This window comes from Holdemanella biformis DSM 3989 (genome assembly GCF_000156655.1).
Classification (GTDB): domain Bacteria; phylum Bacillota_I; class Bacilli_A; order Erysipelotrichales; family Erysipelotrichaceae; genus Holdemanella; species Holdemanella biformis.
In genome coordinates this window covers 375,249-387,782 of record NZ_DS996841.1, presented here as the reverse complement: position 1 = coordinate 387,782, position 12,534 = coordinate 375,249, and the positions used below count along the sequence as shown (strand labels likewise).

Here is a 12,534-nt window from a genome sequence, read left to right as displayed (position 1 = left end):
TGAAGTAAAAATTGCACAAAAAATACTCAAAAAAAGCGAGGTGGTCGAAAAATATATGCCAAAATCAGCTTTTTTCCAACATTTTTTAAAACAAAATCTCAAAATGTGCTATATTTAGTAAGAGAACTATGATACTTATAAAGGATCAACACGCTCCTATTTTTCAAGAGCCTCTCCGCAATGTTTGACAAGAGAACTATGATACTTATAAAGGATCGACACTTGAGCACCTTCCACTTTGTTTGTATTCAAACTATGGGAACTATGATACTTATAAAGGATCGACACTATCATGTCTGATAGACATACCTCTTGGATTCCCGAAACGGGAACTATGATACTTATAAAGGATCGACACTATCTTCGTTGATATCCAAAGCTTGCCAATAGCCGTTAGGGAACTATGATACTTATAAAGGATCGACACTTTTTTGATGTATTCAAATACATCTTGCTGAGTTTTGGGAACTATGATACTTATAAAGGATCGACACACTTCTAGCGGCAAATATTTCTTCTAAAGTTCTTTCGGGAACTATGATACTTATAAAGGATCGACACTTAGGAGAATTCCATAAATTATGTCCGTTTTCTAGTAAGGGAACTATGATACTTATAAAGGATCGACACATTAGCCCTAATGTACCAGCAACCAATGCCATCACCACGGGGAACTATGATACTTATAAAGGATCGACACTGATATTCACCAGGCCCAAACGTTCCTTGCAATACCAGGGAACTATGATACTTATAAAGGACTATGTGTTTGGTGTAATATGCTTTTGTTTTGAATTATTGTTATTTGATTGGTTGAAGAGGACATCAGAGGATGTTCTTTTTAATTTATTTAGTTTTAGGTTAATTAATTTGAATTGTTTGACATATAAGAAGTGAAGGAGGGGATAAGATGTTTGTGAATGTTTCAAATCATCCTAGTGAATTGTGGTTAGATAAACAAAAAGAGTGTGCTTTGTGTTATGGAAGTATTGTAGATGTTGCTTTTCCTGCAATTCATAAGGATTATGATAGTAATAAGTATGATGAATTGGTTGAATTGTATTATGAAAGAATTATGGGTCTTTATCCGGATGTTGTGATGGTCCAAGGTGAGTTTGTCTTTACATATAGGTTAGTAGGTAAGCTGAAGGCTAGTGGTATTCGAGTTGTTTCAGCTCGTAGTGAGCGTGTGTGTCAGGAATTCAAGGATGAGAATAATGTGATCCATAAGCATAGTATTTTTGAGTTTATTGACTTTGTGGATTATTGATTTTCATAGGGCATGGGTTATAATTAAATCAGTATTTAGAGGGTTATAGTATGAGGTTAAAGATAGATTTATACAAAGAGAATTTTAGTATTCCCATTGGCTATAATCATATTCTTCAAGGAACAATTTATAATATGTTGAATTATGATAGTGATGGTGCTTTTTATCATGATGTGGGTTATCAAGTAGATGATAAAATCTATAAGATGTTTGTCTTTAGTAACTTAGTTGGAAGTTATACAATTCAAAATAAATCTATGATTTTTAAAGATCATTTCAGTTTCTATGTGAGTGCCATGGATGATTATTTTATTGAACGAATTTATGAATATTGTTCTTCACACAAATATTTAACTATGTTGAATCAAAAGGTCATGATCAAAGATATTCATATTCTTAAAGAAAATCGTATACAAGGTGTAGAAAAGGTTTGGATCAAAACTTTATCACCGATTAGTGTGTATTCTACGCAAGATGATTTCACAACGTATTATTCTCCCATCCAAGAAGAGTTTGAACAATTGATACGACGGAATCTATTAAATAAAGTGTATGCGTATGATTTGAATTATAAGCAGGAAGTATTTGAAATTCTAGAAGTAAAGAATGTAAAGGAAAGAATGGTTAAGTATAAGGATTGTTTCTACAAAGCTTATCATTTGAAGATGAAAATTGAGGTTTCACCAAATTTACTACATTTGATTTATAATTCAGGAATTTCTTCAAAGGGCTCTTGTGGCTTTGGCATGATTGAGGTGTGCCATGAAAAAAACGATCTATCTATATAAGAGTGGAACACTAAAAAGAAAAGATTTCTCTTTAGCTTGTGTAACTAAGGATGAAACGATTCCTATTCCCATAAGGCAAGTGGATTTAATTATTTGTTTTTCTGAAATTACATTGAATAAAAGAGTTCTAGAATTATTGAATGCGTATGGTATTTCTATATTTTTCTTTACACATAATGCGAACTATATTGGTCAGTTTCTTCCAAAACAACATTATGATGGTAGTTGTTTAGTAAAACAGGTACATGCGTATGAAAATGAAGAAACACGTTTATATATCGCTAAACAGATGACATATGCCAATCTGCATAATTGTCTTTCTGTTTTAAAGTATTATCAGAAAAAGGGTAGAAATTTAACTAATGAGATAAATGAAATTGAAAAGATTATAGATAAAATCAAATCTAAAGAATCAATTAGTGAATTGTTACTACTGGAGGCTATGGCGAAACAATTTTATTATTCTGGTTTCGATGAAATTACAAGGAATCAGGATTTTGTATTTGAAAAAAGAATGGTTTGCCCACCAAAGAATGCAATGAATGCGATGATGAGCTATGGATATGCACTGTTATATTCACACTATTTATCTGTGTTATATAGAAGCAGCTTATTACCTTCTATAAGCTTTATTCATAGTATGAGTAAGTCAAAGGATTCTTTACAATATGATTTGGCAGATATATTAAAACCAGTTCTGGTAGATCGATTGATTTTTAGATTGATTCGAAAAAATCAAATACGTAAGGATATGTTTGAATATGGTGTGGATGGAAGTTGTTATTTAAATAAAGAAGGAGCTTCATTTTTTGTGAAGGAATTTGATAAACAATTAAATAAGACAATACAAATTCATGGAGTTGACTATTCTTATAAAAGATTGATTTCCAAAGAAGTGCATGAATTGTCAAATTATATTAGAGAGAAGAGTACGGAATATAATCCGTTTCTTATGAATTGGTAGGTTTTATTATGTATGTGATATGTACATATGATGTGAATGAGAAGCGTTGTGACAAGTTGAAAAAGCTATTAAGACAATACTTGTTTCATGTACAGAAATCGGTATTTGAAGGAGAGCTTACACCCCATCAAATGAAGGAACTTCAGGAAAAGGTAAAGAAGATTATTTTGAGTGAGGATAGTGTTCAATTTTATTATTGTTACAACAACAAGCAGATTTATAAAGATAAATTGGGAAATGATTCAAGGGATTTAAACATAATTGAAGAGAGGAGAACACAATGAGAGAAGAATTATTAGGAAAAGAAGTTTTGGCAATGTATGACATTCGTGGGATTCAAAGCTATATTTTTAAAACGAATGCGGTAAAAGAAATTATCGGAGCTTCTAAGTTAGTGGATGATATTATCATCAATGGATTAAAGAGTTATGTAAAGAATCGTGTGTCAACAGAAGAAAGAGACTTGTATTTAGTGGATTGGCATAATGAAGCGACTGCCGATGCGTTTATTAAAAATGATTCTAAAGTATTAATGCAGGTTATGTTTGTCGGTGGTGGAAATGCCTATGTTTTGTTTAGAAATGGTTCCATTTGTTCAGCTGTAAATAAATATTTGGGCAAGTATGTTTTAGAGAAAACATATTCATTAAATGTGGCAATTGCGGTGATTGAAAAGACGGATTCTTATAAAGAAGATTATCGAAAGATCAATATTGAAATGCGTAGAATCAAAGCGCATATGCCAATCTCAAAGCCTGTTGGAGCTTTCTCATTTACGGCAACAGATACAGTTACGGGCATGCCAATTACGGGTGTGGCAGATAAGGAATATCATTGTACAGAATCTTTATTAAAGCGTGCTTCTGTTGATGAAAAGAATGTAGAAAAAATCTTTGATAATATGGTTACACAAAAGGGTGATAATAGTACACTTGCCTTGATTCACGTTGATGGTAACTCATTAGGAAAGCGTATTATGAACTTAATGCGTGATGTAAAGGATTATAAGTCAGCTATTCAAAAAATGCGCCGTTTATCAAGTGGTATTGATAAGACTTTTAAAGATACGTTTGATGAAATGACAAGTTGGATGGATAGTCAGCAAGACAAATTTAAAACGGATACGATGAAATATAGAAAGATTGTTGTGGCTGGTGATGATATTACATTTGTATGTAATGCAAGGTTAGCTATTCCGGCTGTGAAATATTTCTTGGAAAAGTTAAATGAAAAGAAAACGGATTTTATTCAAACAGAAGAAGATGAGAATCCAATTTTTACCGCATGTGCAGGTATCGCCTTCTTTAATTCACACTTCCCATTCTCAGATGCATATATGGTGGCTGAAGCATGTTGTGACAGTGCAAAGAAAAGGGCAAAGAGTAAGGAGTGTTCAATGAGTGGTATTGATCAGATTGTAGGAAACTTCTTTGATTTTCAATTGTGTACAAATGTGAATGCTTCGAATCTAGATGATTATAGGGATAAACATTATGTAGTAGACAATGAATCTTTTATTCAGCGTCCTTATTATGTGAGTGTAGAAAATGATAAAGGTTTGAATGTGAAGAATGAAAAGTATTCTGTTTCAAATCTAGAAGAAAAATTGAGTATATTATGTAGTCCGGACTTTCCTAGAAGTTTGGGTAAAGAAATTCGTAATGTGATTCCGCAGGGTAATAATGAAATCAAAAAGGAAGTGGCTTTCTTAAAGAGTCGTAAACATAATGAATTTGATCGTTTAGAAGAAGAAAAAAACGTATGGTACGATGCGTGTGAATTGATGGATCTTCAATTATAGAAAGGGTTAAGGTTATGGAAATTTCAATTAAATTACTGAGTGATTTATGTTGCTACTCAGGTGAAGTATACAATACAACCGTAGATACAGATGTGGTTTATGATGATTATGGACTTCCATATATTCCTGCCAAGCGACTTAAGGGATGTATTCGTGAAGCAGCTTTGGAACTATATGAAATGGGTTTGTTGCCACATTATAATGCGATTTTTGGAAAAGAAGGAAGCGATGCCTCAGCCTTCACAATTTCAAATGCGAAATTAAAGGATTATGAGGAAATCGTGAATGGATTGAATCAATTTGAAGAGGCTGATTTTGTCAATCAACAAAAAGTATTATCGCTTTTTACATATTTAAGAACACAAACCGCTGTAGATACAAATACGGGTACGGCTATTGAGAATAGTTTAAGAACGTTGCGTGTCTTGAAAAAAGGTTTAATTTTCCATGCAGATGTGGATTTAAAAAATAATGATTATGCTGAAGAATTCAAGAATGCAGTTTCCATGGTAAAACACATGGGTGTATCTAGAACTCGTGGTTTGGGTTTGGTTGAACTCAAGGTTGAAAATAGTTTAGCTACATCTGTAGATCATGTTTTATTTAAAGAAAATGAATTGAAGGATGAAAATAAGATTTCATATACGATTCATTTACATTCTCCATTGATTTGTAAATCAGCTCAAGGGAATCAGGCTAAAACAGAAGACTATATTGTGGGAAGTAAGGTTTTAGGTTTGATTGCACGAAGTATGGGAAATGATGCCTACCAAAAGGTTATGAATGATATTGTGGTTTCCAATGCCTATGTTTCATTGGATGGAAATCGTTCACTTCCAGGGAGAAATTCTTTACAGAAAATCAAGAATCAGTCTTATGTGGATGGCAAAATGGAAATTGTCGATATGATGTATTTCAAGAATGATAATGATAAAGAGCAACGTACACCAGCGAATATTGATTATATGTCAGATCAGAATGAAGTGTTGTCGGTTGAAAAACAGATTTCATACCATCACCAACGTCCTAGTGATAAGTCGATTGGTCGTGCTACAAGTAGGGAAGGACAATTCTATCAATTGGCTAGTATTTGTGAGGCACAGACTTTTAAAGGCTTTATTTACGCAAATCGGGAAACAGCCAAACAAATTATGGATTCTGTTTCAAAACTTGGACAAGTTCGTATGGGATATGGTAGAAACAGTGAATTTGGTCAGATTGATTTCACTTTAGATTCTGTCGAAGATGCAAGAAATAAAGAGACATTGATTCATGATGCGGATTTATTATTGGCTTCCGACGTGATTTTATACAACGACAATGGTATGTTGGTGGCCGATGTAAATGTATTGAAGGATTATTTAAATGCCTATTTTGGCGTGGATGATATTGAAATTGAAAGTCCATTCTTATCTTATAATGCGATTGGTGGATTTAATGTGACTTGGAGAAGAAAGAAACAAATCTTTTCAGCCTTATCTAAATCTTCTTGTATGAAAATTCATTCGGATACTGGTTTTAAGGCTAGCTACAATCATTCTTATTTTGTGGGTGAAAGAGTTTCTGAAGGTTTTGGAGAAGTTGTTTTAGAAAAGACAAAAGATACGGATTGTGTTTGTGTATATAAACCGTTTGGTCATAAGAATATTAAGAATTCAAATGTGGATTTGACAGTAATCAATTCTTTGTTAGAAAAAGAATTTGAAGAAATCATGGATGAAAGAGTTCGTGAAGTGGTTGCGAATAATCATATGAGTTCTGATCAATTAAATCCAGCTCTATCTAAGATGCGTTTATTGTTTAGAACAAAGTCAAATTATGAGGATATGTTGCATGAATTTGAACAATTAGAAAGTGCCAATAAAGATAAGTGTGTTTCTTTGATGAAAAAACTTCCAATGGATGTTTTAGATGATATTGAAAAAGAAATTCAAGAGAAAGAATATGCTGACTTTAAACTTTCTTGGAGTGAAACTAAGAAGTTTGACAAGTTGTATTCTTCATATATTCGTGAATTGAAGTATAGAGTGAAAGCGGGGGAATAGGAAATGAATTCAGTAATAAAAAGAATTGTATATAGAGTTGAACTATTGTTTGTTTCTCCTGTGAATGTTTCTTCAGGACAAGAAGGAATGACAGATAGTGATGTGCTTCGTGATTATGATGGAAAACCATTTATTTCAGGAAGTTCAATTGCGGGTGCATTTAGAGCGTATGTTCAATCTAAAAATAATGGAAATGACATCTTTGGTTTTGCGAATGATGAAGATGGTAAAATGAGTCCAGTATTCATTTCGGATTTGAAATTCAATAAGGTAGAAAATGATATTCGAGACAGTGTAGCTTTGGATGATAACAAGATTACAAAAGAAGGAGCTAAATTTGATTTTGAAGTTCTTCAGGGTAATTCAAAAGGCTATTTCTATATTGAACTAACGATTCGTGAAAAGGATAATGAAGAGTTGTTGGTAGGTGCATTAAATGAAATCTTTAATGGAATTCATTTAAAAGAGATTCGTTTGGGAAGCAATAAAACAAGAGGTTATGGAATTATTGATATTGACCAAATTAAGATGCTTGAATTCACAAAGAATAATTTCTTAGAATATAAAGATTGTTTCAAAGAAACATTCTGGAAAAATGTTAAAGCATATGATTTAGATTATTCAACAAAAGGTCACATGGTAAGTATTGAAGTTCCGTTACGTTTAAAGGGTGGTATTTCTATTCGTAAGTATGCGGTAAGAAAAGGTGCTCCTGATTTTGAGCATATGACAGATCATGGATGTCCAGTCATTCCAGGAACAAGTATCATGGGTGCTTTGCGTCATCGAATTAAAGAAATTATTAAGGAATTGGATAAGGATAGTTCTTATGGTTTATATCCAAATAAAATGATTGATGAAATGTTTGGGTTTGTGAGTGGTAAAGATGCACATATTTCAGGTGTTATTGTGGATGAAATGGTGATTGAAGGGGCAAAAGCTTTGGAGATGACTAGAACGGGTATTTCTCGTTTTGAAAATTCAGCTCGCAATGGAGCTTTATATAAGGAAAAGACATATGTGAATGGGACTTTCACATTAAAACTTTCTATAAATAAAGAAAATCCAAATATGGATTGGATTATTGGAATTCTTTTATTGGCAGTTAAAGATTTACAGAATGGATTCTTAGCTGTTGGGGGACAGACATCGATTGGTAGAGGTATTTTTGAAGCAAATGGACCATTGACAATTGATGGTGAAGAAAATAAAGAGGATGCTTACATTGCATCATCTATCGTGAAATATAAGGAGATGGATTATGAACATTAATTTAGCGCCTGAAAAAGGGATAATGTACGCTTTATATATTGATCGAATGGTATTTCAGGAATATACAAAAGATCAATTGACAAAGGATGCGTATTTAGAAGATAAATTATTAGAAATGCATTTGTTTGATGAGAACAAAGAGTATCGTTATATCAAGTCAAGATTAAAAGAAATTGAATGTGTGATTGATGATTCCATTGAACATGAAGATGTATATGTGGAATCAACATATGTTCAATCTAATTTAGATGAAGAAGTAACATCTTCATCAAATCGAGTCAATGTAGTGAATTATATTCAATATAATGATGAAGATTTATTAACAATCACAAATTATCGTTTACAGGAGGTGAAATCATAATGGCAGATAGTAATCGTTTCGTAAATCCATATAACTTTATTTCTCTTCCAAACAAAAAGGCAAAAGCCTATTTGGATGAGGATAAACATTATGGCGTGATTCATTATTCAATCACAACTAAAACACCTTTGTTCATTCCTAATTCATCAAATGATAATGCGTTTGGCTGTAAAGAAGCAGATCATAAGTCTTTTGATTTTTTCTCGTATACAGATTTATCCAATGAAAAAAACGTAAGTGGAAAATATTATGAACCAGTAGTTCCTGGTAGTGAAATGCGTGGATTGGTTCGTAATGTATATGAAACATTAACCGATTCTTGTATGGGGGTTTTAAATGATGATTATCCTGTAAAAAGAATTGGTGCTAAATTTAAACCTGGATTGTTACATATTCAAGAAGATGGCAGCTTATCATTAGTAGAAGCAATTTCAATACGAATTGGAGAAAGTGCTAAGCATCCAAAAGAGATGAAGAAGTTTGAAGATGGAGATAAGATTTATTTTTCTAATCATGAAGCTTCAAATGGTCGTGGAATGATTCGTAAATTTTCTAAAAATGAAGGTGCTTATAATACATGTGGCTATGTAATTAAATGGGGACTTGGTGTAAGGAAAGAACATTTCCATGCGTTTAAAGCAAGTAACAAAGTAGTGAAGAAAAATATGGAAGCAGCTGCAGTAAAAAATATGATGGACGCAATCGTGACTTCTTATATTGAACAGCCTTCAATTAAATCAAATGATGAAGATGCATACAAGAGTTATCTAAGCAGCTTTAAGAAGTTTATTAAAGGCGATAAGGAAGCATATTTTCCAGTTAATTACAGTGTCGTTGGGAATGATATTGTAAGTATTGCGCCAGCCACATTCTCAAAAGAAGTTTCAAGTAGAAGTTTATCGGATTATGCAGGTGTGTTTACACCATGCGAAGAAGAATTGTGCCCTGCCTGTGATTTATTTGGAAAGATTGGAGATAATGCGAAGGGTTCGCGTATTCGTTTTTCGGATATGTATGTTGAAAAACTTGATTCAAATAAATCTTATTATGTAAAGGATTTTGTAACGATTGATAATTTGAGTTCTCCTAAGATTTCGAATGTTGATTTTTACTTGGTTAAACCTAAAAATGCGGATTTCTGGACATATGATTACTATATTGAGAGGGGCAAGATTCATTTATATGATGGTAGTTTAAGAGGTAGAAAATATTATTGGCATCATCATCCTGAATCTATAAGTTTTAATAATGTGAAAAGAACAAAGTTAAATAAAACAATTCGTCCGATTAAAGAAGGAATTACATTTAATGGGGAGTTGTATTTTGATGGAATTTCTAAAAAACAATTGAATCAATTGATTTATATTTTAAATACAGGAAAAGATGGTCTTGGCTTAAAACTAGGTATGGGAAAACCATTAGGTTTAGGTAGTGTTACTTGTAGTGTAAGTGGTGTAGAAGAAAGAAAAATTGTATTTGATCAAGATAAGGTAAAATATGATGTTTCTTCTTATGATTATTCGAATGTCACTTATGAAAGTGCTGGACTAAGTCCTTCTGTAAAGAAAGAATTTGAAAAGATTGCAGGATTAAAGTCTGTGCCTAAACAATATGAAATTTGTTATCCAAAAACATCAGATCATGATAAAGGATTTGAATGGTTCCAAAATAATCATGGTGGAAGAAGAATGCCGGATACTCGTGAAAAAATGCGAATTAATAGGGCATTACCAAAAATTTTAGAGAATGACATTTCTTTGCCACAAGCTGTAAATGGTGGTAATTCTTACAATAACAATAAAAACTTTAAGAAAAAGAATGGCGAAAATGTTTGGAAATTTTAAAGGAGCTTAAGATGTTTATTAACTTATCGAATCATACATCTACAAGATGGTCTGAAGCACAAAAAGAAGCGGCTAGACAATATGGAGAAATAGTGGATATACCTTTTCCGGCTGTTTCTCCACATATTTCTAGTGAAGAATTGGATGAATTGGTTGAAGAATATTTTAATAAGATTCAAAAATATTCAGATGTGGTTGTGATGGTACAAGGAGAATTCATCTTTACATATAGAATGATTGTATTATTGAAGAAGCATGGTATTCGTGTTGTTGCAGCTCAAAGCGAGAGAAGAACGATTGAGTTTGTGGATGAAAACAAGAATACGCGTCGTGAAAGTGAATTTGAATTTATTAAATTTATGGAGTATTAAACATGAGAACGAATGAAATTGTTCATATTAATGGGCGTTATAAAAAGATTGATTGTGATTTGATTGATCAATGTCATGTTTGTATTCGTTTAAAAACAGGGAAGGATATTCGTAGGGTTGAAGTTGTATATAATGACCCATATATTCGATATGAAGGTTCAAATGGTTTAGTTTGGCCAAACTATGTAGTGGATATGAAGCGTACAGGAGAAACATTTGATTCGTATTATTTTAGTGTTGTACTTCCTTGTGAATCTCATAGGTTAAAGTATTATTTTAAAATCTATGATGACTATGAATGTTTGCAGTTTAGTGAAAGTGGATTCACAAAGAATTATCGTGATGATGATCTTTCTATGTTCTTCATTCCGTATATTACGGAGTCTAATATTTTTAAGGAGCCTAAGTGGGTTGGAAATGTAGTTTGGTATCAAATCATGCCTACTCGATTCAAGAAAAACTTGAGGGGTGTAATTGATAAATTGGATTATTTAAAAGAACTTGGTATTGACGGTTTGTATTTAAATCCTATTTATTATGCACACTCTTATCATAAATATGATGTGATTGATTATATGAAGGTAGATCCTGAATTGGGAACAGAATTAGATTTTAAAGAGTTGTGTGACAAAGCCCATGATTTGGGTATGAAGGTTATGTTGGATATTTCATTTACGCATTGTAGTGATGAGAATGAAATGTTTAAAGATGCTATAGAAAAACGAAAAAAATCTGAGTATTGGCCTATGTTTAAAATTGAAGAAGATAAACAGGGTCATTTAAGATATGAGATGTTTGGGATGATTCGTTCTATGCCAAAGTTTGAAACAGAAAACTTTAAAACAGCGGATTATTTTATTAATAAAGTTGTTAAGAAATGGATGGAACTAGGTGTGGATGCATGGAGACTCGATGTTGCCAATGAAATTAGTGATGGCATGTTACTAAGATTGAATAATTATATTCATAACTATAAAGAAGAAACATATATCGTTGGAGAAATATGGCATAATGCGACAGAATGGATTAGTAATAATGCATTAGATGGAGTTACAAACTACGCTGTTTCTAGAGCTATACTTGCGTTTGTGTGTGATCCAAATCATGATATTTGGAAATATAGAAGTAGTATAGATGAGTTGATGCATTCTTATACTTTAAAACAACTAAAATCATCTATGCCACTATTAGATTCACACGATACACCACGTATTCGTAACATTTGTCAAAATGATAAAGATAAAGTGAAACTATGCTTGTTGTTGTTACTAACATTCTATGGAACACCATCCATTTATTATGGTACTGAAAGATATATGGAAGGTGGTTCAGACCCAGATAATCGTAGACCAACAAATTGGCAAGAACCAAAGGAGTCTTATGAAGACATTTATTATATGACTCAATTATTAATAAAACTCAGAAAAGAACATCCAGTATTAGCTAATGAAGGAAGCATTGAATGGATCCATCATAATGAATTATTAATTATGAAACGAGCTAATGAAAATGAAACACTCTATATCGTAGTCAACACAAAAGAGTATACTCTTAATACAATGTTGCCAATGCAAAATGAATTTATCAATATTATCAATAACGATACAATCCATCCAAATATAGAAATACAAAGACTTGGCTTTATGATTCTAAAACCAGTAAACCAATAACTAAAAGTCTACGTTTTTCGACCATCGACCTATTTTGAAGGATTTTGAGCACCAAAAACACCACAAAATACCGAGGTGGTCGAAAAAAATAGGCTAAATTCAGCCATTTTTCAATATTTTTATCAACTAAAGCCCAAAATGTGCTATA

Annotated in this window: 11 protein-coding genes and 1 CRISPR repeat array; all 11 genes read left to right on the top strand. The window is 32.2% G+C overall.

Annotated elements, in window-relative coordinates; translation table 11 throughout:
• Positions 1-121: 121 nt before the first annotated feature.
• Positions 122-700: a CRISPR direct-repeat array (repeat unit 31 nt; unit sequence GGGAACTATGATACTTATAAAGGATCGACAC).
• A gap of 210 nt (positions 701-910) precedes the next feature.
• Genes EUBIFOR_RS03375 through EUBIFOR_RS03325 form a run of 11 tightly spaced genes read left to right on the top strand, consistent with a single transcriptional unit; the run spans position 911 to position 12,386 of the window.
• A complete protein-coding gene (locus EUBIFOR_RS03375) occupies positions 911-1,270 on the top strand; it encodes a hypothetical protein (protein WP_003864518.1) in 360 nt (119 codons plus the stop codon).
• Between the two features lie 50 nt (positions 1,271-1,320).
• Positions 1,321-2,058: a CRISPR-associated endoribonuclease Cas6 gene (cas6, locus tag EUBIFOR_RS03370; protein WP_003864517.1), complete on the top strand. Its 738-nt coding sequence runs from the start codon at positions 1,321-1,323 to the stop codon at positions 2,056-2,058.
• Positions 2,033-3,022, top strand: a complete 990-nt coding sequence (gene cas1, locus EUBIFOR_RS03365; protein WP_003864516.1) for a CRISPR-associated endonuclease Cas1 — start codon at positions 2,033-2,035, stop codon at positions 3,020-3,022. Before cas6 ends, cas1 begins: the two co-directional genes overlap by 26 nt.
• An 8-nt stretch (positions 3,023-3,030) precedes the next feature.
• Positions 3,031-3,306: a CRISPR-associated endonuclease Cas2 gene (gene cas2, locus EUBIFOR_RS03360; RefSeq protein WP_003864515.1), complete on the top strand. Its 276-nt coding sequence runs from the start codon at positions 3,031-3,033 to the stop codon at positions 3,304-3,306.
• Positions 3,303-4,823, top strand: a complete 1,521-nt coding sequence (locus EUBIFOR_RS03355) for a Cas10/Cmr2 second palm domain-containing protein (RefSeq protein ID WP_003864514.1) — start codon at positions 3,303-3,305, stop codon at positions 4,821-4,823. Before cas2 ends, EUBIFOR_RS03355 begins: the two co-directional genes overlap by 4 nt.
• 14 nt (positions 4,824-4,837) lie before the next feature.
• Positions 4,838-6,868, top strand: a complete 2,031-nt coding sequence (locus EUBIFOR_RS03350; RefSeq protein ID WP_003864513.1) for an RAMP superfamily CRISPR-associated protein — start codon at positions 4,838-4,840, stop codon at positions 6,866-6,868.
• Positions 6,869-6,871: 3 nt separating this feature from the next.
• The gene (locus EUBIFOR_RS03345; RefSeq protein ID WP_003864512.1) at positions 6,872-8,140 is read left to right on the top strand and encodes an RAMP superfamily CRISPR-associated protein; all 1,269 of its coding nucleotides are present in this window, start codon (positions 6,872-6,874) and stop codon (positions 8,138-8,140) included.
• Entirely contained in the window at positions 8,130-8,501 is a 372-nt protein-coding gene (locus tag EUBIFOR_RS03340; RefSeq protein WP_003864511.1) for a hypothetical protein, read from the top strand. The genes EUBIFOR_RS03345 and EUBIFOR_RS03340 overlap by 11 nt, the downstream gene beginning before the upstream one ends.
• Positions 8,501-10,345, top strand: a complete 1,845-nt coding sequence (locus tag EUBIFOR_RS03335; RefSeq protein ID WP_003864510.1) for a TIGR03986 family type III CRISPR-associated RAMP protein — start codon at positions 8,501-8,503, stop codon at positions 10,343-10,345. The genes EUBIFOR_RS03340 and EUBIFOR_RS03335 overlap by 1 nt, the downstream gene beginning before the upstream one ends.
• Before the next feature lie 11 nt (positions 10,346-10,356).
• Positions 10,357-10,716 (top strand): hypothetical protein, encoded by a 360-nt coding sequence (locus EUBIFOR_RS03330; protein WP_040466119.1) that lies wholly within the window; start codon positions 10,357-10,359, stop codon positions 10,714-10,716.
• A gap of 2 nt (positions 10,717-10,718) precedes the next feature.
• Positions 10,719-12,386, top strand: a complete 1,668-nt coding sequence (locus tag EUBIFOR_RS03325) for a glycoside hydrolase family 13 protein (RefSeq protein ID WP_003864508.1) — start codon at positions 10,719-10,721, stop codon at positions 12,384-12,386.
• Positions 12,387-12,534: the final 148 nt, after the last annotated feature.

Coding starts and splice junctions, on each gene's coding strand:
- EUBIFOR_RS03325 (WP_003864508.1), top strand. CDS start 10,719: ATGAGAACGAATGAAATTGTTCATATTAATGGGCGTTATAAAAAGATT.
- EUBIFOR_RS03335 (WP_003864510.1), top strand. CDS start 8,501: ATGGCAGATAGTAATCGTTTCGTAAATCCATATAACTTTATTTCTCTT.
- cas2 (WP_003864515.1), top strand. CDS start 3,031: ATGTATGTGATATGTACATATGATGTGAATGAGAAGCGTTGTGACAAG.
- cas1 (WP_003864516.1), top strand. CDS start 2,033: ATGAAAAAAACGATCTATCTATATAAGAGTGGAACACTAAAAAGAAAA.
- EUBIFOR_RS03340 (WP_003864511.1), top strand. CDS start 8,130: ATGAACATTAATTTAGCGCCTGAAAAAGGGATAATGTACGCTTTATAT.
- EUBIFOR_RS03375 (WP_003864518.1), top strand. CDS start 911: ATGTTTGTGAATGTTTCAAATCATCCTAGTGAATTGTGGTTAGATAAA.
- EUBIFOR_RS03345 (WP_003864512.1), top strand. CDS start 6,872: ATGAATTCAGTAATAAAAAGAATTGTATATAGAGTTGAACTATTGTTT.
- EUBIFOR_RS03330 (WP_040466119.1), top strand. CDS start 10,357: ATGTTTATTAACTTATCGAATCATACATCTACAAGATGGTCTGAAGCA.
- EUBIFOR_RS03350 (WP_003864513.1), top strand. CDS start 4,838: ATGGAAATTTCAATTAAATTACTGAGTGATTTATGTTGCTACTCAGGT.
- cas6 (WP_003864517.1), top strand. CDS start 1,321: ATGAGGTTAAAGATAGATTTATACAAAGAGAATTTTAGTATTCCCATT.
- EUBIFOR_RS03355 (WP_003864514.1), top strand. CDS start 3,303: ATGAGAGAAGAATTATTAGGAAAAGAAGTTTTGGCAATGTATGACATT.